At 61.0% G+C, this 22,353-nt stretch carries 13 protein-coding genes; 1 reads left to right on the forward strand and 12 read right to left on the reverse strand.

The window, feature by feature from the left end:
• Positions 1-1,005: 1,005 nt before the first annotated feature.
• Genes AC1DBX_RS19980 through AC1DBX_RS20000 form a run of 5 tightly spaced genes read right to left on the reverse strand, consistent with a single transcriptional unit; the run spans position 1,006 to position 10,254 of the window.
• Complete coding sequence (locus tag AC1DBX_RS19980; protein ID WP_476932587.1) at positions 1,006-3,132, reverse strand: hypothetical protein; 2,127 nt, start codon at positions 3,130-3,132, stop codon at positions 1,006-1,008.
• Positions 3,129-4,553, reverse strand: a complete 1,425-nt coding sequence (locus AC1DBX_RS19985; RefSeq protein WP_476932588.1) for a glycosyltransferase family 2 protein — start codon at positions 4,551-4,553, stop codon at positions 3,129-3,131. The genes AC1DBX_RS19980 and AC1DBX_RS19985 overlap by 4 nt, the downstream gene beginning before the upstream one ends.
• 29 nt (positions 4,554-4,582) lie before the next feature.
• A complete protein-coding gene (locus AC1DBX_RS19990; protein WP_476932589.1) occupies positions 4,583-5,299 on the reverse strand; it encodes a hypothetical protein in 717 nt (238 codons plus the stop codon).
• A gap of 46 nt (positions 5,300-5,345) precedes the next feature.
• Positions 5,346-6,170 (reverse strand): hypothetical protein, encoded by an 825-nt coding sequence (locus tag AC1DBX_RS19995; protein ID WP_476932590.1) that lies wholly within the window; start codon positions 6,168-6,170, stop codon positions 5,346-5,348.
• On the reverse strand, positions 6,160-10,254 hold the full coding sequence (locus AC1DBX_RS20000; protein WP_476932591.1) for a glycosyltransferase: 4,095 nt from the start codon (positions 10,252-10,254) through the stop codon (positions 6,160-6,162). The genes AC1DBX_RS19995 and AC1DBX_RS20000 overlap by 11 nt, the downstream gene beginning before the upstream one ends.
• 630 nt (positions 10,255-10,884) lie before the next feature.
• Here AC1DBX_RS20000 and AC1DBX_RS20005 point away from each other — a divergent pair.
• Complete coding sequence (locus AC1DBX_RS20005; RefSeq protein WP_476932607.1) at positions 10,885-11,628, forward strand: glycosyl hydrolase; 744 nt, start codon at positions 10,885-10,887, stop codon at positions 11,626-11,628.
• An 81-nt stretch (positions 11,629-11,709) separates the two neighbouring features.
• On the opposite strand, the gene AC1DBX_RS20010 is transcribed toward AC1DBX_RS20005, so the two are convergent.
• From AC1DBX_RS20010 to AC1DBX_RS20040, 7 genes are read right to left on the reverse strand one after another with little or no spacing between them, the layout of a single operon-like run.
• Positions 11,710-13,164 (reverse strand): hypothetical protein, encoded by a 1,455-nt coding sequence (locus AC1DBX_RS20010; RefSeq protein ID WP_476932592.1) that lies wholly within the window; start codon positions 13,162-13,164, stop codon positions 11,710-11,712.
• Entirely contained in the window at positions 13,161-14,129 is a 969-nt protein-coding gene (locus AC1DBX_RS20015; RefSeq protein ID WP_476932593.1) for an alpha/beta hydrolase family protein, read from the reverse strand. Before AC1DBX_RS20015 ends, AC1DBX_RS20010 begins: the two co-directional genes overlap by 4 nt.
• Positions 14,130-14,142: 13 nt before the next feature.
• Complete coding sequence (locus tag AC1DBX_RS20020; RefSeq protein ID WP_476932594.1) at positions 14,143-16,464, reverse strand: glycosyltransferase family 2 protein; 2,322 nt, start codon at positions 16,462-16,464, stop codon at positions 14,143-14,145.
• On the reverse strand, positions 16,415-18,277 hold the full coding sequence (locus tag AC1DBX_RS20025; protein ID WP_476932595.1) for a glycosyltransferase family 2 protein: 1,863 nt from the start codon (positions 18,275-18,277) through the stop codon (positions 16,415-16,417). The genes AC1DBX_RS20020 and AC1DBX_RS20025 overlap by 50 nt, the downstream gene beginning before the upstream one ends.
• Before the next feature lie 4 nt (positions 18,278-18,281).
• Positions 18,282-19,097 (reverse strand): hypothetical protein, encoded by an 816-nt coding sequence (locus tag AC1DBX_RS20030; RefSeq protein WP_476874362.1) that lies wholly within the window; start codon positions 19,095-19,097, stop codon positions 18,282-18,284.
• Between the two features lie 13 nt (positions 19,098-19,110).
• Positions 19,111-20,421: a UDP-N-acetyl-D-mannosamine dehydrogenase gene (gene wecC, locus AC1DBX_RS20035; protein WP_476874363.1), complete on the reverse strand. Its 1,311-nt coding sequence runs from the start codon at positions 20,419-20,421 to the stop codon at positions 19,111-19,113.
• 7 nt (positions 20,422-20,428) lie between these two features.
• Entirely contained in the window at positions 20,429-22,351 is a 1,923-nt protein-coding gene (locus AC1DBX_RS20040; RefSeq protein WP_476887752.1) for a glycosyltransferase family protein, read from the reverse strand.
• Between the last annotated feature and the right edge of the window lie 2 nt (positions 22,352-22,353).

Below are 22,353 nucleotides of genomic sequence, written 5' to 3' on the forward strand. Positions count from 1 at the left end.
CGCATATCAGTCTGACCGCGCCGTCGCCATTGACACGCTGACCACCCCCGCCAGACACACCGGCAAGCAAAATGAGAAGCGGTCCCGGGCAACCCAACCCGGGACCGCTTCCCCACGCCCTTGACAAACAATCACTACATATCAGTCGAGCGCCCGTTCACCTCGGTGGGCGGGCGCTTTCTTGCGTTCCCGTACGATGGCGCCATTGCATCGTTCACTCTCGACGGAGAAACCTACGAGTACCTCAGGTCCGCAGCCGGCCTCTCGGCGAAGGCAAACTGGTCCTGATAGTACGGAACATACCCCAAGGTCAAGGCCAGCGTCCCGCTGGCCGGCGGCGGCACGGTCGGCGTCTGCGCCGTCGACAAAGGCTGGAACCCCTCCAGCATGCTCGTCGTCTGGACTGACGGGGCCGACCAAAAGCACTGGGCATGGGTACCGTCCGGCAACATCCGCCGCGTCACCGACTCCGAATGGGACATCGAAGAGTACCGCCGCTGCCCGAAAGCTCCGTGGCATCAATGGGGCCAGTGCCTGCCATCGTTGGCGTCACGACGTCCATCAAGTAAGCGACTGGCCCAGCCACGTCTTCGACCTCGATGGCCCACTCAGCGTCCTGGAGGCGGCGTGGAACGTCAAGGAACTGCTGCGCACCGGCCCACTGCAGGACGCCAGCACTGCGAAGACCAGACTCGGGGAACTCGTCGACCACGCCGCCCAGCCCGAGACGACCAAGCTCTGGCGCACGGACTTCCGATAGTGGAAGGAAATCGAAGTCCTCATAGTCACCGGCGCAACAGTGGCGAAAGTGGACGCGAACAACACCTCAACCAAACACCTGAAACGCAGGGACAGATGGTTCGTCAATAGCCGAAGGTACACGACCCGCGTCATACTCAGAAGCGCCGCCAGAACAGCGGCCTGTTCATCCACAAACTGCGTACTCCACAGGCCCATTTTTCAGCTACGACACGGAATTAATTCCCAACCAGCCACAAAATGCCGCTAACCCTGAGCAAAGAAGCTGGACATCCACGGATCCACCAGAGCCTGGCGTTGAGTGAGAATCCTATCTGGAGACCTTGCCACAAGACGATCCACAACGACCGCGTCAGATGCCCGTGGGAGACATGTGCTACGGAAGTCACTGGTATCCACAAGAGTTGAAGGACGAGTTCGCCACCGATCCCTAATCTGACTTGCCGCTATGTCTGTGAACCCAGGAGGCGGCTGCAAGCCAGTCCACTGATCGATCTTGCCGCGGAGAAAGTATTCCTGGGTTGCATTCCATGTGTGACCGCTGGCACGTTTATTGAAGAGGAAATTCAGGGGGTTACCCTGATAGACCGAACCTCCGGCTGCCGCCACTGCGTCGGCCAGGGCAGTATCAATTGCCCTATTAACCCTTGCCCAATTGCCAACCGACCGAAGGTCGTCTCGGGCGAGGAGTATCGTGGGACCGCCGGGATGACCACCATATTTATACGCCTGCGCCATGCCACGCCGGACAGTAATATCTGCCTTCGTGAGGTAGATGAACTGGACACCGCTACCAACCAAGATCGCTCGAGAATACTCGTGTGCGTGAAGCAAGTCCTCCAGGTGGTGTTCTCCATACCAGTCGTCATCATCCATCTTGGCGATGAGAGAACCGTCCGCCATCTCTGTCATGGAATTCATAAGGTCTCCAAAAACTGAATCCGCAGGAGCCTCATGGACCAGTGCCGACATCGAGGAGAGCTCGCTACGATCCTGCACGGAAATGTCGCTTACGGTGAATCCATGGAAGCCAAATATCGGCTGAATAGACTTCCAGCTCTGGCGGCGGAGCTGCTCAATGGCATTAGAAATGAATTCAGGACGCTTAGACGGAATCAGGACACTGATCGTCGGACGCGGAGTATGTTTGGCTTCACGTCCAGCAGCATTCAAAAACAGGTCCAGGACGTTTCTATTCCCATGTCCTTGGTACGCGGCCCTGTGAGCTGAAGCGACGAACGCCTCCCTCGAAAGCCGGTCCCCAAAGAGACTTTCGGTTGCGTTGTTGTAAACCTTGTGAAGCGAGTTCGACAAGTAACGCGCGGTCAGAGGGTCCAAATCATGGGGAACTACAGGCACGCCAGCTGCTGCAGCGTCAATGAGGAAAGACGCCCTTTGCGCCGGACCTGTGTGGGAATCAGCATAGTCATTGACGAATGAAAAGGTGCGAAGTGCGCCAACCAAACGCTCGCTAAGCCTCGCGTCATCCAAATAGCCCAGAACAACAGAACTTGTGTCTGCAACGAGTTTTTGGCCCTGGCGACCTGATCGCCTAATACTGCAACTACCCGATGAAGGGATTGGGTCAAACCCAACAGGGTTTATCACCTCTGTATCAACCGGGGGAATTGACAGTAAGGCATCTAAATCGGCTGCGAAGCCTCTGAATTCATCCATAGGTGCAGCTGTAGCGATTCTCGTCCACGTATCCCCCGCAGTCTCCCTAATTCGGATAACCGGCGGATGATCCAGGGGCAGGGGCTCTACGACTTCCGCGGTGATGAGCAGGTCAACTTCCGGCTTGGGGCCGGGATTGTTACCAGCGTCGTTCGAATACAAAGTCGAGGCCGGAAGATGCTTCGCCATGGAGTCCCCGAAGCCCCAGCCAGAATCTACGTTTGGGGCCAAACCAATACGTAGCGATGGAGTAACTCGTCGATGCGCCGGGAGGCCGTCGCCGAGGCACGCCGCAATGATCCGCTTGAGAGGCACTTGCCGAGCCAGTTTCACGTAGAGCTCAGTGTGCTCAATAGGAGTGCGCCTAAATTGACGCTTGGTCTCCAGCGCATAGCGGCCGTTCACAATTCCTGGCGGAGTCGACAAGAGATTGCCGGGCACCCGTCCCGCGACCAAAAGTCTGAGGGACTTGGTACTTCCGAATGAATCCGCAGTCAATTGCAGTTTCTTAAGATCCGCAACTGACGAAGCTACAATCACGATCTCGTTCATCACAGTTTGCGCCCAATTTACGTCCACAACCAAGGGCACTGACGCGCCATGTGTATGGATGGAAAACGCGGACTCCGGCAGAACGGAGGTCAGCTCCGAGTCTCGCCCCGCTTTGCGGCAGTCAATCCGTAAGGTGTTGGTCATTCCGTGGCTCCCCGCGAAGCCCCGATCGAGGCAACCACTTCCTCGACTGGCCGACTTATGCCAGCCTCTTCACCAGATTTCCAAGTTTCACCGAACATTTCACGCACAAATTGTCGGCTTTCAGCTCCGGAGGAAACAGCGGAGGAGAACCCAGCACGACTCAAAGCCCGTGTGCGCCAGAACTCAAGGGACACCCCATCGTTGTTCACCACGTAAGCAACGACACCCTTCGGGTCGGCGAGTGCATCCTTAAGAATTTTGTCAACACTGTCTCTTGCTAGCTTTACTCCGGCAGCAACCCTCAATGTAAACGGAGAGGGAAATCCGGAGACCGGTCTTTCCTCAAGGACGACAACTCTGGAATTTGCAGAATAGTATTCGATGAGTTCCGTTGTTGCCACGGAATTCTGTGAGAAGACCTCAATACTGAGATCTGTGAAGGACGAGGCCAGCAAATCGTCCGCAGTTGAATGTATGGTTTCGAAGCTATCGTCGGGGAGGGCAATGATCTGAGCCCGAACCTTTGGGACCTGCCAAACGGCATTGACGAGCCGGGGCCGTGAGCGATCATGCGCGATGTAATTGGCCAAGAGCCCTCGACGGTCTCGCTTGATCTTCTCACCGTTGACACTCATTGCCCGTAAACCCAAATGGTAGCCGTGGCACGCCCGATCGGGGATTATTATTCCGCCACCCTGAAAAACGCGGAATCCAAATTCGGTGTCCTCAATTCCGTGCACACGGAAATCTCGGAAACCTCCGATGTAGTCGTAGAACCTGCGGCTCAGAGCCAAACCTGCACCGACCACAATGTTCCAGAGGTCTTCCCGGTTGGCCTGGTTGTCGTCCGACCGTTCAAGAAAATTGTCAATCCAATCCTGCCCTTCCTGACCGAGGCGCGGAATGAGCAACTCTTCGAGAGTCCCTGTCTGTGCATGGGATCTCACATCGTCGGCTGTGAGACCAACCGGGTCGATGAAATCGCGGAACCCCAGAACAAGGGCCTCTTCAAGCACCGCGGGCCACTTCACGTAGTTGGCCACCATGGAGCGACTTGCAATGATATCCGAATCCATGAACATCAATATTTCGCCCTGGGCCTGCTCGGCTCCCGCGGCACGAGCAGCCCCGGGGCCCTTCCCCTCCTCGTGACGGACGATGCGGTAGCCCTGGGATGCCCATTCCGGGAGGCGAAGCGCTGGGATTGACCCGTGGTCTACCACGATCACTTCCATTAGATCTGCAGGGTAATCTTGTCCCGCCAGAGCTGCCAGACAAATATCAAGCTGCTCTTGTCCAGTCCTTGCCGGGATGATTACGCTGACCTTGCTTCGTGGAACATCTGAGCCCGATGGCAGCTCAAGGTCCCGCCACTTATTCCACTTAACCGTTTGCACGCCGAACCTCACTGTTTTCCCCAAACTCAAAACTATTTGTCCGGTACTATGAACTAAACTCGCGGGGCGGTTTCCAACAACCGATCCGCCAGAATGTTGAGCTCTGCCCGTTGAATAGCCAAGGCAGACAGAATGATATTTCTCATGTCTTCAATTTCCGATCCGCGCTGAGCATCGGCGCTAAGACTTTGCACCTCGAATGCCCCCTCAAGCCATTTCGTCATGCCACTAGAATGTGCACTGAAGCGTTTCTTAAGCATGTCTTCGGTAATAGGTTTGGGAAGAGATGCCACCATGCCGAGCAAATCGTTCAAGGCAGCGCGCTGTTGGACATTTTCGGCGTGCGCTTTCGCCAAGGTTCCCGAAAGTCGGTCGTAACGGAATTTAGCTCTGCTCTCAACGCGAACCGCGTAATCATGGGATCCGATGGCCTTTCGCCTGGCCTCGCGCATCTCACGTATTAGAGCGGAAGCGTTTTCGCTCATTCGGATTCTTACGTCCAAAACGACGATGAGTACCACGGCTCCTGCGCCGACTGCCGCAGCTGCAGCGGCAATGGCGGAACCCATAACCAACGAGGTGATGGAGCCTACAGCGAGAAGAAGATACACGGCTAATGCCGCTGCGCTGAGGCGATTCCTAAGCAACGCAATTATCGAACCCCTGCGCTTGTTCCGTTCCCCTGTGTATGTCACGCTTTCATCCTTCACTTGATCTGTCCAACTCTCAAATTCTTTTTCACATGGACCTCCTTGGGCAAACGCTGTCATAGCAATTCAAGGATGTTTGCCCCCGAAAGCACCCAGACAGAGGCCTCTACTTCAGGTGGGTCAGGATCTTGTCAAAGGTCTCTTGGTTCTCTGCCCCGGCGTGACCGGAATCGTCGGAGAATTCGCAGATCGTGAGCTTCTCCGCATGGACCGAGGACTCCATGTAATTTCTGAAGGGCGTGAAGTGGTTCTCATAGTGGTCAGTGTCCTGCACATTCTGAGCGAGGAAGATACTGCCAGCTCCCGCCGTCACATCGGGATCTAGGGCTGAGAACTTATACTGCTGGTCCTGCGGGACCCCCCCAAGATCATCTGAGCCGTAGCAGACCTTCGACATGCGTTTTGTCCACTTGACGGGATACTTCCACAAATCCGTCTGCGGGTTAACCGCGATCACCCGGAGTCCTTGGTAGTAACGCGCGAAGCGCAGCGCAGCGAACCCTCCGCCGCTGGACCCATAGGAGAAGACCTGATCCTCGCCAGCGCCAATAGTGTTCGCGACTGAAGCCACGATCTCGGCTATGTGCGCAAGGTAGTCGCCCTGGCTGTTGCCGGCATACCAGGCGAGCCCGAGATTACTGTGGTGGTAGAGCGCCGGGTCTGAGAAGTAAAGGCAGCTGGCAGGGAACTTGGAAGCCCAGCTCCAGCGCTGGAATACGGGCGGCTCGAACGTGCTTCGTCGGGCATCTCCCGAGAAGAACACAATGAGGCGCCCCGTCTCAGGTTTGGGGTCGAAGATGAAATCGAACTGCTCACCCTCGAAGCGCTCTGTGTAGAGGCCGCGCTCCTGGACGTCGAGGCCGGCCGGGCCCTCCCAGTCATGGCGCGGGACGCTGTCCAGATGCTTGATCGATGTCTTCTTAGCTTTCATTCTGCTCTACTTCCACGCCCAGACCGGACAAGCGCCTCAGATAGGCCTCCGGAGTACATTCCTGCTCGATAAAACGGACTGCGCGCTGCTGCTGTTGCGCATAGCGCTGCGAATCCCACAACTCGTTGATGACATTCTTGACCTGGTCCGGCTCAGCATAGACTGCCGCATCTTTGAACACTGGTTCAAAGTGGCGTGGCAGGACACACACCACCCCGTAGCTCATGGCTTCAAGGATTGCCATGCCGAAGGCTTCAAGCCAGCCGTCGCTGTGGAAGTAGACGAAGAAGTCGATCTTCTCGGACAGGTATTCTTCAACACTGATCTCGTTGAAGACAAAGATCTCCCAACAGGCAGGGTTCCGCGGGAGGAAGCCCTTCCGCACAGGCACCTTGGCGCCGCCAAGTATGCAGACATCCGCGGAGCCGTCAGCCGGGTACACCTGCTTAAAGACCTGCCGGTCAGATGGCCACTTTGCGGCGTCATCGCGCGCATGCCGCCCAATGGTGGGCCGGCCCGCCCGGTAGCGGTTGTGGGTCGCCTGCTCTTTGAGCTCGATAATGCCCTTCCAGGAGAAGCTTGTCAGGTCTGAGGCCGGCATGAGCGGCGCGATCATAGCGCCGATCTGCTCACTCTGCGGAGCCCAGAGCGGCCGGACGCCGAATAGCGCCTCGACGTTGCGGGTGACAACGCCGATGTCATAGCTGCGCCGCTCCCCGCTCGGTTCGAACGGCGGGTGATTGGAGACGATGACGGCCTTCTTGGGTTTCAGCCTGGCGGGCACGTCCGGCGCCACCTGCAGCGCGGTGGGCCACCGCACGATAAGAAGATCAGTCTCAGCTGCGGTGCCCAGGGACAGCCGGTCCACCTGGCCCGTCAGGACCAGGTCATCGATCTTGCGGCTGAACTGCCGCCTGGAAGCGGACGGGATCAGGCCGTTCTGGATCGGGATCACACCGACCCGGAGGCCAGCGTTCAGACAGACCGAGATCTCATTGAAGAGCGAAGTGGAGTTGCCGGCGAGGAAGCCGAACTCCGAGGCGAAGACCACGTCGTACTGTGCCGGCCCTTCCGAGCGCGCCCCTGGCAGGTAAGCGGCCGGGGCGACGAAGCGCCGCGCGTCTGGCGACTTCGGCATGTACGGTGATTCGCCAGATTCCCGAATCTCGCGATGCCAACTCTTGTAGCCACGAAGGTAGGCCCGGCGTTCCGGAGCAAGGTAACCCACACCCATGTCGTCACGGGTCAGGTTCGCGCCGTCCATGAGAGCGAACGCCAGGGGCGCTGTGGTAATCGGTTGCACGGCGGTGCCGTAGTAGTTCTCGATCCGACTTTTGAACTCTGAGTCCCCGGATTTACGGACGGTGTCCCAGTAGCCGAGGTCCGTCAGCACTGGGTCGCGACGGAACATCAATGAGGCCATGGATGGGTACACCACCCGTCCCGTGGCGGAGCGCAGCACCAGAGTAAGGTGCTCGTCCACGCGCACCCAATTGGTCATATTCGCCACGCGTTCGGGTGCCGCCAAGAAGTCGCGAACCTGCAGCTCGATCTGCTGCGGGTGGTGCCAGTCGTCCTTATCCGCCACAGTGATCAGCTCGCCGGTGGCCAGGTCGAGTGCATCATTGCGCACGGAATAGGAGCCACGGTTCACGTCATTGAGCACCAGACGAATGCGGGAGTCGCGGGCGGCAAGGTCCTGCAGCTGCTGCCGGTACGGAGTGGGCCGGCCGTCGGCGTCCTGCTCGGGTGAGCAGTCGTCGATCATGATGATCTCAAGCTTGCGCCAGGTCTGCCGCAAGAGTGAATCCACCGCGGTGTTGGTCGCGGCGCTGGGTTCGTATATCGGCATGATGACGGTCACCAGCGGGGCGTCCGGGTCCTCAGCCGCTGGGGGCAGGTCCGTGGTGACGTTGTAAAAGCTAACGCCGCCGTCCTGCATCGAGATCGGGGCGGCCCCGCCCTCTTCGAGCAGCTCGTTCAAGCCGGCCAGCCAGGCGTCGGCGTTAACGGGCACCCGAGTCACGCGAGGATTGAGCGCGTTGAGCGCCAAGAGGTTCTGCGAGTAGTCATGCTCGACATCGGAATCTTCTGCTGTGAGCACCCTCCACGACTCTGCGAAATCACCACGCCACCGAAGGAGGTCACCATAAAAGGCGCGGTCGACGCCGGCAATGTCCTTCAGGCCCCGCCACTCTTCGAGCATGGAGTACAGCGTGAGCGCATCGAGCTGGTCCGTCTCATCTCGAGGAGCGGCATAGAGGAACCGGGTCATGGCGAGCACACCGGATTTCCAATGATCATCGCGCAACATCCCGGCAGCGGACTCCCGGAAAAGTTGTGCGCGGCAGGACTCCAGGACCCCATGAAGCTGGCCAAAGTCGTAGCGGCCTTTTGAGGCAGCGTAAGCGAGGACATCGCGGGCTCCACCATTGCGATTGCGGATCGCGTTAGCGGTGAACCACTGGAGCCGGCCGGGATTGACGCGCAGCTCCTCGACCCAATACCAGATCGCCCCTCGCGCGGGCTCCAGCACAGCGCCGGCGCCCTGCTTTTGGGAGAAAATCGCTGCTTCGAGCGCTTCCAGGCTGATGTCCGTCCGGGCTTGCTGGTACGTCCCCAGAAAAGTCTCAACAAATTCCCGGCGGCCAGCCCGCCTAGCATTGCGAAGAAGCTCAGTTGCGTACATTGAGGATGACGCCTGCAGCGCCTGAGCCAGCAAGAAGCTGTCGGTTGCCAAGAAGGCGCGGTCCTCCCAGAGCACCCACTCCCCCTGCGGGTGGACGGCAACAAGGCGTAGATGGGCAGCACGGAGCCCAAGAACCGAGGAAGGCAGCGCCAGCGCGTACCCCGCTCGGCGGATGCCATGCTGCAGCTTGGCGTCCTTGTTCTTCAAGACAGCCGAGGACCGGTTGAGCTCCGTCTCTTCCGTCTCGGTTACTTCACGCAAGACGAGCTCTACGGGGAGATCGAGATCGGCCGTGTGGAATGCCCACCCGGTGAACATCCCGCCGTCGAGAACAGTCTCTGAGAGCACGAACTCCCCGCCTGCGTCCTGAATGATTGCCTCGGGAAGCCCCGCTGGCCTGCGGCCCGTGACATCTCCCAGACGGAGATCGTAGGTGCCACCAACTTCGGCACCCGGGGTGTACAGCGGAATGGAGTCGGCGATTCTGCCTTGAAGTGGGATTTCACCGGCATACCGTTGGATCTCACCGGCCTCGGGGGTGTTCTCGGAAGGCTCAGTCAGTGCCGTGAGGGTCACTTCCGCCTCACCCAGTCGCAGGACCAGCCGCCGGTAACGGGACTCCCCCGACAAAGCAATCGAGACATAGCATTCCGTCAGTGCCACGCGAGCCACGCGCATCTCGGAGCGAACCCGTGCGGGCTTGAGCCACGCGGAGGAAGTTCCGGGTGCACCATGCTGCAGCCGCTGTGCTTCGCGAGCTGCGGCGTCACTGTGCTCTGCCGCGAGCTCCAGCGTCTGGTCCAACACCAGCACCGGCGTGTGCGGCTCGCCACCGGCGTGTATCTGGACCCGATGGGCCTGCCCGTCGAAGAAATCCGCAGGAATCTGGATGCCGTGCATATAGCCGAAGGGGGCGTCGAATTGCACCGTGTCGCGCTTCCAGGGGAGGACACGCCGGTCGGATTTCCCTTGGTGGATGACAGTTCCGTCCACGGTCACTCTGGCGTATGCCGGACGATTTTCAGCGCTTGCCCATCCGGCCACTTGGCCCTGCGGAGTAACCATGAAGTCGGCGCTGAGCTCCGTGCCCGCGATCCTGGAATCAGATGTACTGATCCCTTTTTGCCTGAGGACATTGCCTGTCCCCCGGTGGATGAGGGCGACGTCGTGCTCATCACCGGTCCAGAACTGCGGAGGCAAATTGCCAAGGAAGCCAACGTTTCGGGTGCTGAACTCCTCAGCCGAGAGTTCGTCCCGGAAGATGTTGCAAGTGAACGAGGAGACTGTCTCCCCGTTGACCACGAGGTCCAACACCGTCGTTCCCTGATCGGCGTCGGGCTCGTACACCCAACCGCTGATTCGGTGGGCCTGGTAATTGACAATCTTGAACTTCATGAACCTGCGATCTCTTGAGGTGCCATCGGGGGCGCGGAACCACAGGCGTGAGGTGCCATCGGGGGCGCGGGAACCACAAGCGTGAGGTGCCATGGGGCGAGGGAGCCACAGGCAATGCTACCAAAGCCGGCGCTGCCCGAGAGTATTCGCGGCCACGGGGAAGTGTCGACATACTCCTGACATCCGGATAAGCATCAAAAGTCGTAGCCCATCACGACCGGGACAAATTGAGCCTTGATACCAGACTTTCCTCGCCACGGCAAATTTGAGCTTTTGAACAAACCCCCGCGAAGCCAAAACGATGAAAACCCCCGGGGCTGGATCGGATAGATAATGGCCAGGCCAAAAACTGCGCCAATCCTGCGTTCGAATCGCACTTTAGGCTGAGCCAACCGTGCTATTTTTTTCTCGCCCTACCCTTTGTGCGTCACGCAAATCCGGAGATCCACCGGCGCAGCCTCCACCGCACTAAAAGCGTCAGCCAACTATTTCAGAAAGGTCGTTATGGAGCGCCGTAAGTTTCTCACGATCCCCCTCGCCGCAATGGCGGCTCCCGGCGCACTCCTCGCGGCCAACGCCGTCCCAGCGCAGGCGGCCCTTCTACAGCCCGGCATGGCGATGTCCCCAACGGTGCTCCCGGCCGTCAAAGCGCTGAAGGGCGTTAGCCACGCCGGTACTGATGCTTTGGCACTCCGGCAGATTAGGAGCCTAAATCTTAGCTGGTATTACTCCTGGGGCTCCAAATACACCGTGACGACCACGCCAGGCTTTGTGCCCATGATCCGGAGCGCAAAATCCCTGGATCAGGGAGCCATCAAGTACGCCACCAGCCAGTTGCCGCTCACGAAGTCCAAGCATCTTCTGGGGTTTAACGAGCCGGACGTCCGGTCCCAGGCGAACATGACTGTGGACCAAGCGATCAGCCTGTGGCCCAAACTTCAGGCAACCGGTCTGAGGCTGGGGTCGCCAGCGACAGCTAAGCCCTCGAGCCTGTGGCTTGAGGAATTTATGTCCAAGGCCAAGAAACGTGGACTCCGCGTCGATTTCGTGACCATGCATTGCTATGCGTGGCCCAACGCTCAGGACTTCCTGAACAAGGTCACCGCATTGCATGAAAAGTACGGCAAGCCTGTGTGGGTGACCGAGTATGCGGTAGCGGACTGGAGCTCCACGTCAACCCGCCCCAGCCGCTACAGCAGGACCCAGACCAACGACTTCATGCGGGCAACCATAGCCGGAATGCGACAGCTGCCGTTCGTTGAGCGATTCGCGTGGAAGACGCGGTCCATCAGTGACCCGGTAATGGGGTCTTCTGCCCTATACAACACGGACGGCAGCCTGACTAGCACCGGCCGGCTCTACGCCTCACTCTGAGCGGACTACGACGGTATCCCAGTCACCGTTAGTCATGTCCGTTTCGAGACGCCGCTGCGTCTCGAAACGGACATTTCCGGCCTAGGAACAAATATCCTTCAAGGCTGGGGCCAACTCGAGGGTGGCCACCTCGAAGGCCGACCTGCTGGCCCTCACCGCCTCCGGCAGCGCCATAAACGTCTTGAAGAGATTACGGGAGTTGTACGCCACCATCGATGGCATAGCCAGATCGGCCTCAGACATGGACACACTCCCCCAGGTTCCCATCCTGTGCTCCCAATAGAAAATGTCGTTCGGGTCGTAACCTTTGAGCGAGTCCGTTGTGAACGACACCCGGCTCATCATGTCCTCAAAAAAGCCCCGTGTGATGCGCGAGCCGGCGTTGACATCATAGGCATTTGAAAGTTGCTGGACGTTGACTTTGGTAATGCGCTTGTCCTGGCTTTGGTAGAAGCCACGCATCACCTCCCCGCCGAAGCCGCGGATAAAGAGCCCGTCCCGCACCTTTTCCCCTGTCGCCGCCAAGCGCCCGAGCCATGGCGAGCCGGGCCCTCGATAATAGGCGGTGGCCCGGCGGAACGCCTCGGATAGCGCGTCGTCCGTCTGATTGAGTGTGAGGCGGTTGTGGATGGGCCAGACCTGCGCTTCCAACCCATAGGCTCCAGCGATCTCCGACGCCATACGGGCGTCCGGTGAGCCTGTCATGGTGGCCGCTTCGCTGCGTACGTAGGTGAAGATGACCGGATTGCTGTCCTTCGTGGCAGCAAAGACCCCCCTGCTGTCCGTGCCTGCCGTCAAGCCCAGCACAGGGCGCAGTCCGTTGATCGCCAAGTACCAGCGAAGACCGTGCAGGTGCGCCACTAAGGCTGCAACTGCTTCCTCATTTGTCGTCTGCATTCCGATGTTTTCCCGCGGCCAGAAGCGTTCGACCGTTTGGTGCGGCATGATCAGCTTAGTGTTCGGTGTCAGCTGAACCACGTGCTCGTAAGGCGTCGCGACGCCGGGCAGGTACTTCACATCCCGCTGCTGGTAATTTCGCGAGGTAAGAAAAGGCACGAAGAAGTCCGCGAAGCGCGCGCCGATCAAATCGGCCACGATCTCGGCGTGTGACGCCGCAATGGGCGCCCCGGCTGTGGAGTAAAAGACCGATCTGGACCCCATGGCGTCCTGATAGATTTCGGTCCTGCCGTCCGTCTGGACAATCAGCGCGAACCTGCCCGCCAGCCGGTCGAGAACGGCGTAAAAATCTTCGTCGCTGGCCACGGCGTCCAAGAGAGCTGCCAGGACATCGCCCTCCAGATAGATTCCTTTTTCCGGGTCAAAAGCCTGTCCCACCAGCGCGAGATGCCGCCCATCCGCGACGGCGGTGACAAACCGGGTCTCCGGATGCACCGTCAGGTATACATCTCCCACGGGCACGGCCTTCCAGCCGGCCAGCGAAGGAGCTTCAGCCGGGGACTTAGACACCACGAAGCCGTACCTGTACATCAGGCGGTCCAGATCCGCGTCCGCGGGAGGGGCAGGCAGTAATGTCATCGTGGTCCTAGTTCTGCGTCGCGTACCGGATCGGGGGGCATGAGAGGAAGCTCTCGGCCGTAGAAGTTCAAATGCGCCTGCTGGATGTGGTCGAGGAAGTATCCCCGGGCGGGAGGTGCATGCTCGTTTTCGTAGCGCTCAGCCACAAAATTTACTCGCCGTCGCGGGTTGAAGCCGCCCTTGTCCGGATTGACGCCGTTCGCCAAGGCGAACGGCACATAATGGGCCTCAAAATGAAACTGGTCACCGGTGTTTTGAACAAAATGCACAAAATTAACCGGGCGCAATTCTTGGTACAATTTGCGCAAATTGACTCTGGTTCCGAAATCGTTCTCGACCTGCTCATAGGTCTTGTGCCGGGGAAAGGCGGCGGATGCTAACGCCTTTCGTTGAGCCAAGTGATAGCCGCCAATGGTTGTCTGGGGCGAGAATGCTACGGCAACGGAGTTGGGGATCCGGCGGGACAGTGCAAGTGCGCCATATCCGCCCGCACTGCTGCCGACGCAAACGACCCTTGAGTAGCCGCCGGCGGCAATAATCTGGTTTACCACTGCCGCATAGTCGGCAATGAGATCCTGGCCTTCCGTGCCGATGTACCAGCCGATTTCCAGGGAGCCGTTGATCTCGAGCGTACTGTCGGAGAGGTAAAGCCTGGCCGAGTCGAGACGGTTAAGCGTACGCCGCCATTCGAACCGGGGAATCCTGAACCGACCACGGTTCATGGCCCCGTGCAGTGAAATCACCAGCGTCTCGCTGTTCGCCGGCTCGAAGAGCATCCTAAGTGGCAGTCCATCGCGAAGTGCCGGCTCAAAGACGATGTGTGTATCCTGCTCCGGAAGTGAAGTGATGGATGCCCCGGGCGCTGCAGTGAGCTTGGCGACGTGATTGTCCGAATCCCAATCATCGACATGGTTCCAGTCGATCGGGTTGGCTCGCGCGGCCGTTGTGCCAGGTGCTGGAACCACCAGCGGCCCGGTCCTAGCCTTGGTTGACAGTCGCCAGGAACTTCGGAACCTCGCTGTCCGGAACTTCCGTCGGAGCCGGGTTGCCAATGGTCCGCTCCAGGACGGCAGCCACGTCAGGGTCCTCGGAGGTCCACTGAACAGCTCCGCCAAAGATCGTGCCAAGGTTGCGGGCGACGGTCGTGACGGCATATGTGTGAACTCCAGTATGCGGGTTGAAGGGAGGTTCGGAAGCTCGAACCATTATAGTGTCCGCTGTGTGGCCGCCCCGCAATTCGCGCGTGAACTGGAAGCTTGTGGGGTCGTAGACGTTGACGATCCGGGAATGGAGATCGTCCGTCAGTTCCACCCGCGTGATCCGTTGCGCAGCGAACTCGTCAAGCATTTGTTCGCTGAAGGATGTGTTGAACGAGATCGTGTTCAGGATGCTGGGAACATGCATCATCCCGACTCGGCGTCCCGCCGATCGAGCTTCGTCGATGTCGCGCCACATAGCCGGAGCGCTCTCCCTAGGGGCGCCAAAATCGCCGACGAAGAGCTCGTCGAGTTCAACCGGCTCTGGCCGGGCGGGCAGAAACCTGGCCGGCGCGGGGAAGGCACGCCGACCAGGGGGAAAGTCCAAGTAGCCGCTGTGGTGGCCGTGGCGGATCTGGCGGTGCCAGTGTTCGTAGGCGGCCCGGTAGGCCACCCGATCGGGTGAGCGGTAGCCCATCCGGAAGTCGTCCATGGACAGGTTGGTGGAGCCCACCAGCGAAAGCGTCAGGGGTGCTTGGGTGACTTCCAGGACTTCCTTGTCGTTCACCAGGAGCTGGTATCTAAGAATGAACTCGGTGTCTGCCGCTTTTCGAACGGTGTCCCAGTAGCCCAAACGCTCCTTGATGATGCTGACAGGAAACATCGCTGAGACGTGGGCGGGAGTTACATAGGCTCCCCTCCAGCCTCGGTAATGGAACATCAAGTCTTCGCCAACGCGTGACCACGGTGCCGAGACCAGCGCGCGGTCTTCTTGCCGGACTGCCCCCGCCACCAGCATTTCGATTTTTTGGGGGTGCTGCCAGTCATCCCCGTCGAAGACGGTGATGAATTCGCCGGTGGCCATTGAATATCCGATATTACGGGAGGTGTATGCTCCCGAGTTTAGCGTGTTGCGCACCAATTTCACCCGCGGGTCGGCAAGTTCCCACTTCTCAAGCCGGTCCGCAAGAACGTCCCCCGAACCGTCATCGACGATGATGACCTCGATATTCCGGTAGCTCTGAGCAAGCGCGGACTCGATCGCGAGATCGGTAAATGCGTCAGGGCGGAAGACCGGCATCACGATCGTTACCAGCGGCCCTTCGGTCATAGCCGGTACGGGATCCGCGGACAGCCGGAGGAAGGCCGGTTCAGCGCAGTCTTTGAGCCGAATTGGTGCGAGGCCAGCGGCCTCATACATGGCATTGATCTCCGCCAGCCATTCGTCTACCGTGCGGGACGAGTCACGGAAAGGATTTCTTGCGTTGGCCCTGTAGAGATGGAGATCGTTCGGATTCTTGTTATCCGCGTCACAGAGGCCCTCGAGTTCCAGGGTCTGGTCACCGCGTCCCGTCTGTGCCAGAGCGTCAAGGAAGAACTCACCCCGGCGTTTGCCCTGGAAGTGTTTCGGACCCAGTTTGCCGTAGACATACTGATAGATCGTCGCGGCGTTAAGGATGTCGTCTTGGCGGATGTTTTGCCGGTAGCAGGTGTCTGCCAGAACCAGGAGTCTGCCCTTGGCAGTCGAGTCGAGCACGTTGAGGATCGAGTCCTGTGCTTGGCCTCCCATCCGGAACAGCTCAAGGGTATGTTCCATCTGTTGCCAGTCCAAGCGACCTGATGTCACGCTTCGGGCAAGCACGTCCCGGCCGTCGAAGGAGCGGAGCTTCGTCAGCCGCTGAGACAGTTTGGCGGGCGGGATGTTTGATTTCGTTCCCCACCAATGGGCAGGTCCCACACCCTCGGCTGCCGGCTGCGGGGCGGGGACCGGTAGCAGAGCGGACACTTTTGCTGCTCGACGTGCCTGCCGTAACGCAGTGTCCATCTTCGCCACTCCAGCCAGCACGGCCACAAGCATCAGCACTAGAGCCGGGAGGAGGATGAATCCGGAGCGGAAGTAGGCGCCCGCGAGAACCGTGAAGAACAGTGCAGCCAGCCCCGCCGCAGCGGCCTTCTTCCTCAGGGTGAGCTTCCCTGCTCTGCGGATGAGCTGTTTGACGTTCAAATTATTTCCCCAGGTGGCATCGAGTTGTTGATTGGCTTGGCAGTGACTTCTAGCGGGAGACATCCGAAAAATGGCTGCGGAAGGCTTGGCCGCGGGCACCTTTGGCCTCCTTCTCCTCGCCGAGCTGTGGCGGCGGCCGGAAGCCGTCCCACTGCTCCGCCACGCTCTGCAGGAAAATGCTGTCCTCCGGATTCCACGTGTGACCGCCGTGCGAATCCGCGTCGGAGTGGCGTTGCATCATATAGTTCTGGCCGTGGGAGCGATAGATGAGCCCGCCCGCGGCCTGGACCGCCTGCAGGAGGCAACGGTCCACCGCACGATGGACGGGCCGCCATCCTCCCAGCTGACGCAGCTCGTCCCTGCCGAGCATCATGGTGCCGCCCGCAACGTGGTCCGAGTACTGCTCGCCGAGCGGAGGCCTCCGAGTAGTGATGTCCAGGCTTTCCAGGTACACGAATTCAACTTGCGCTCCCACGACGACGGCACCGCTGAAGTCTTTGGCATGAACGAGGTCCCGCAGGTGGTGCGGGCCGTACCAGTCGTCGTCGTCCATCTTGCAGACAAGATCGCCGCTGGCGGCGCGGACACCGTCGTTCAGCACGTCGCCAAAAATCATGTCGGCCGGAACGGAGCGCAGCTGCAGCTCGCCGGGATAGGCCTCGACGGCGCGCCGGACTTCGGGCAGATCGGCGGCGAATCCGTGCAGTACCACGACCACCTCCAGGGCGTCCCAGCTTTGGCGCGCCAGCTGCTCCAGTGCGGACGCCAGCTTCTCTGGCCGCCGGGTGGCCAAAACCACGCTCACGGAAGGCAAGGGAAGCAGCGGCTTGCCGAGCTGGCCCAGCACGGTGTTCCAGACGGCGCGCGGGCTGCAGAGGTCCAGCGCTGTCCGGCGCAGGTCGATCGACTTCGATTCCCGCAGCACAGCGGGATCGCCGGCGTCGAAGGCCTCGATGCAGTCCACCAGCCGATCACCGAGCAGGGACCGTACCGGGGACTGCAAGGCGCGCGTCAACATCGGCACGCCGGCGACGGCGAGCTGGCTCAGGCGTCGCGCCAGTTGCCGGTCCAGGCCATCGAAGCGACCGCCATCAACGTCAAGGTAGCCGTGCGGCCGCAGGGCGGCAAGATCCGCTTCGCTGAGGTCTCCGCCGCGGCCAAGCTCCGCTGGTTCGAGGGCACGCGCCGGCTTATCCGGATACGGGAGGAACCCCATGGGCGAAACGACGGCGGTGTCAACGGGAGGCAGCGCCGTCGCCGGCGGAGTCCAGACCGGCGGGGTTACCCGTCGCGGCTGTACTGCCATTTGTGCGACGTCGACGGGGCCAACCAGCACATCGACGGAATAGATGTCATCCGGTTCCGGCTGGAGGAGCTGTTCCGTCATGAAGCTGCCCAGCGCGTCCCCCGCGAGCCACGCGCTGTCGGCGGGCTCGGTGATGCCGACCCGCAGTCCCCCCAGCGCCGGACGCAGCGGGGCAGGCGAACAGCAGCCCAATGCGGCGAGGGCTGCGGCATGCACGTTCACCCATTTGCCGCCATCAACCACCACGGCGAACCCGAGTCCCGGCACTGTCATGGCTGATGTGCCAGCCTTGACCTGAAGGCTGCGTGGAGTCCAGACCGGCAGACCGGCGGCCGGGAAGAGCCCGCGGATGACAAGCACAAAGTGCTGCGCCCGTCCCTCGCTGCGGAACAGGGGAAGCAGCGACCGGGCCTCGGCGAGCGACTCCGTCTGCACAACGTAGTGGTGCCACCACAGTTGGTCTGCAGGGACGGCGTGCTCCCAGCCGGACCGTGCCCTTGGGTCGCGGTGCTCCCAGTCAGTGCGGGCGTAGTCCAGTCCAAGGTCCAACGCCAGCTGCGCCATGGAGTGCTCTGCCGAGCCGACGACAACGCTCTTGATCTGCATGCTGCTAGCTCCCCGCCCGGCCTGCGCGTGCCTTAAGCCGGCCGAGGATGTAAGCCGGGCCCTTGCGGGCAATCGCACGGACGCGCGAGAGGCCGCGGTTCGGGGCAAGGCCCTGTTCCAGGCGGCGGCGCTCGATCTCGGACTTCCTGAGCCGGGCTTCGAGGTGCCGGATCTTCTGCTCGTAGTCCACGCGCGTGGCGGCGTCAGCCAAGTCCCGGACCACGATGTTGAGGTCCAGGGTTGCCGCGGCCCCCTTGCGTAGGTGCAGCTTGGGTTTGGGCCGCCGGAAGTCGTGCAGGCCCAGGGCGTTGCCGGAGACCCAGCGTTCGCCGCCGGCGCTGCGCGCTGACTTCTCGGGATCACCGGATTCTGACAGCTCCCGGAGGGTGGCCGTCTGCCACAGTTCTATTGCACCGGGCTGCCCGTCCACCAGCGCCCTGAGGACCAGTGCCTGCGTGTGACGCAGGGTCTCCATCATCGCCTCGAGCGAGTGCATGCCCAAGGCCGTGCCAGCGTTGAGGACCAGCGTGTAGGCCGCCTCGGCCGGTTGTTCCCCGTCGCCCGCGAGGAACGAAAAGCGGCGGTCGGTGGCGAGCCATTCTTCCAGCTTTGGCCGCCCGCCGTCCGCCACGAGGATGTCGACGGCGAAGTCCTGGCAGGCGGAGCCGAAAAGCGAGGCGACGGTCCCTGCAATCTCCAGATCCGTGGCTTTCGCGGCCCGGACCAGGATCCGAACTAGGGGGGTCTCTTGCCGCGGCGTGTGCAGGGCCTTGAGAGCAAAGCCGGCATGCCGCAGCTCTTCTTTAATGGACGCTGACACAGCCTGGCTTCCCTTATCCACCGACCGAGGCCCCTACGGGCGTATGCAGCAGGCCGGGCTCCACAGGGTGTTGCTGGTTCCAGATGCCCTTGGTATCGATGAGCTGCTTGCCTTCGAGAGACAGCGGGTCGATAGCCAAGAAGTCATCGTGGTCCACCAGCAGCATCACGAGATCTGCCTCGGCTACGGCCTCTTCCATGCCGTGGAGGCGTGAGAGTCCGGAGGCTGCCAGGGCGGCGGGGAGTTCCTCAACATTCGGATCCACCACCAGGATTGTGCTGTCCGGCAACTGCCGGACCAGTTCCTGGACGATCGTCACCGACGGCGACTCGCGGACGTCGTCGATGTTGGCCTTGAAGGCCAAACCCAGGACAGCCACAGTAGCGCCAGGCTGATTGGCCAAGGATTGAACCGCCTGCCGGACGACGTGATGCGGCTTGGAGTCGTTGACCTCACGGGCCGTTCGGATCAGCCCGGAGTGCTCCGGGACGGCGTCCACGATGAACCAGGGGTCGACGGCGATGCAGTGGCCGCCGACTCCGGGGCCGGGGCGAAGGACGTTCACGCGCGGGTGGTGGTTTGCGAGCTCGATCAGCCTCCAGACGTCAATGCCGAGGCTGTCGCAAATCAAGGAGAGCTCGTTGGCGAAGGCGATGTTGACGTCACGGAACGTGTTTTCAACCAGCTTGGTCATCTCGGCGGTGGTGGCATCCGTCAGCAGGATTTCACCCTGGCAGATGACCTCGTACAGCCGCTTGGCCAGCTGAGCGCCTTCCTCTGTGAGGCCGCCGATCACACGGTCGTTGGTGACGATTTCGATCATGATCCGGCCGGGCAGGACACGCTCCGGGGAGTGCACAACGTGGACCTGCTTCTTCCCGGGAGCTGCGTCGAGTGAGAGGTCAGGCCGCAACTCCATGAGGTGCGCGCCCAGGCGTTCGGTGGTGCCTGGAGGCGACGTTGATTCCAGGACCACCAATTCGCCACCGCGAAGTTTCGGCGCGAGGGCCTCCACCGCGCTGCGAAGGTAGGACAGGTCCGCACCGTTGCCCTCGGCCAGCGGGGTAGGCACCGCGATGATGTAGGCGTCAGCAGCAGGAACGGTGGCCATGGCCACGAGGTTGCCGAGGCTGACGGCGCCTGAGACCACCACGCCCATGTCGGGTTCCACGAACGGAACCTCGCCACGGTTGACAGCGTCAATGGTGGACTGTTTCACGTCGACGCCGGCTACCAGCTTGCCCTTGGCGGCGAAGCTGGCCGCGGTGGGCAGGCCGATGTAGCCGAGCCCGATGACGGCAACATCAAAAATCGTCTCGTCCATGTCTCCCCTAAACTAAAATGTGGTCTTCGGGCGAACCGAAGAACTGAATATTTGAAGTAGCCAGAAGCTCTTCATTGGTAATGGGCCAGGTGTGCGAGGCCACGTCGGCGCCCCGCATCTGGCAGTAATTGAAGCGGTCTGCCGAGTAGATCCGGGCCCCGGCCTCGATGACGTCGCTCAGGAAACGCGAGTCCTCTCCGCGCGGCACCGGCTGAAATGGAAAACGCCTGAACGTGTCCGTGGCGGCGAAGATCGTCGGTCCGGAGACCGATTCGACGTAGCGGTGTTCAAGTTGCGGGTTACGCAGGATGGTCGCCCCGGCCCCGGCCAAGTGCATGTAGTGCGCGCGCTTGCCCACAACTTCGGCTTCGGAGTACATCATGGCGTGGACCTGGTCGCCCAAGTACAAGGAGGTGTAGACGTCGTCGTCGTCCCATTTGGTGGCGAAACGGCCGTCGGCCTTCGCCACGAGCGAATTGAGGCACTCACCGAGCGTGGTCTGCTGCGGCTCCTGGAGAACTACGACGTCTTGAATCCCGGCTTCCAGGCTTTTCCGGCGGAACGCGACTTGGTCGATCTCAAACCCGTGGGCAAGGTAGACCAACTGGACATCCACGTCCTGCTGGGCAGCCACCCCGGCAATGACGTGTTCCAGCTGCTGCGGACGGAAACTTGAAACCAAGACCGAAACCTGGGCCCGCGGTGCCGCGGCGGCCCGCGCGGGCAGCGCTGCCGCCGCGATGGACTCTGCCCGGTGGCTGAAGGTGTGCTTCGCCCAGATTCTGCGCTGGGCCTTGTGGACGAGGCGCTGTGCATAGTCCGGGTTGGCGGTCAGCGCCTTCAGCAGGTGCGTGGCGTCGTCCCGGTTGTCCGCGGTGGGAATTTCATTGCCAGGGAAGAACTCCGTGATGGCGGCGCTGGGCGTGGACACCACGCAGGATCCGGCCGCGGTGATCTCAAAAATCCGCCGTGCGCACATAGACGGCGAGTCCGTAACGGAGTTGACGTTGAGGAAGACTTTGTAAGCCTTGTAGGCGGTCAGCATCTGTTTGTAGGACAGCGAGCCCACAACGTGCTTCTTGAGGATTCCGGGGAACTGATACTGCGGCTGCCGGCCGAGCTGGCGCGAAAAGATTTCGAATCCGGGGCGCTTGCCCGCAGTCGCGTCCACGGCCGCTCCGAGGAGGAACTCCATCTGGCGCCGGCGGTCCTCGTACTTGTGCGCGAAATACATGCCGGCGAAGGCGATCTCGCGGGTGTGCCAACCGTGCCGCGGTCGGGACGGGTTGTGGATGCGGGGCTGCGCGGCGAAGGGCAGCACGGAAATCCGTTCATGGCCCAGATCCTCGCGGTAGCGGGGCAGCATGTTGGCGTCAGTGGTGAAGACGTGGTCGAAGAGTTTCGCAGCAGGCAGGAAGTCCTCATAGTGGGGCGGGTCTTCCTTGTTCCAAAAGACAGCCGGGAGTCCAGCGGCCCGGCACCCGTCAACGAGCTCGATGAAGGCCGCCGAGGGACCCGCCGGGCCCGTGATTTTGCCCCGCCAGAGCCCGGCGTTGCCCGCCCACGCGGATTCGACGACTACGAAGCCCAGTGCCTCGTCGCGCAGCTGCTGGGCCCAACTGTCCGGCCTAAGCGCCACGACGGTCCACTCGGCGGCGAACGCCGCCGCGGAAAAGTCATCCATGATGATGCCTACGCGCAGGTGCGGATTCCGTGGCTGCGCTGCGTCAACAGCCGCTTCCCGGAAGATCAGGTGCCGGCCGCGACCCAAGCCGCGCCAAGCACCTTCCGCACCGCGGACGCCTGCAAGGCTGGCCTCGTCACGCTCCGTGGTGCTGCGGTGCAGGTAGCTTTTGACCTGCCCGATGCCGCCCTGGCGGGCGTGCCAGAGCGCGCGGCGCCAATAGGCCGTCTTGTCTCGAAAACTCATTC

The organism is Arthrobacter sp. 10N44_2, from assembly GCF_056394385.1.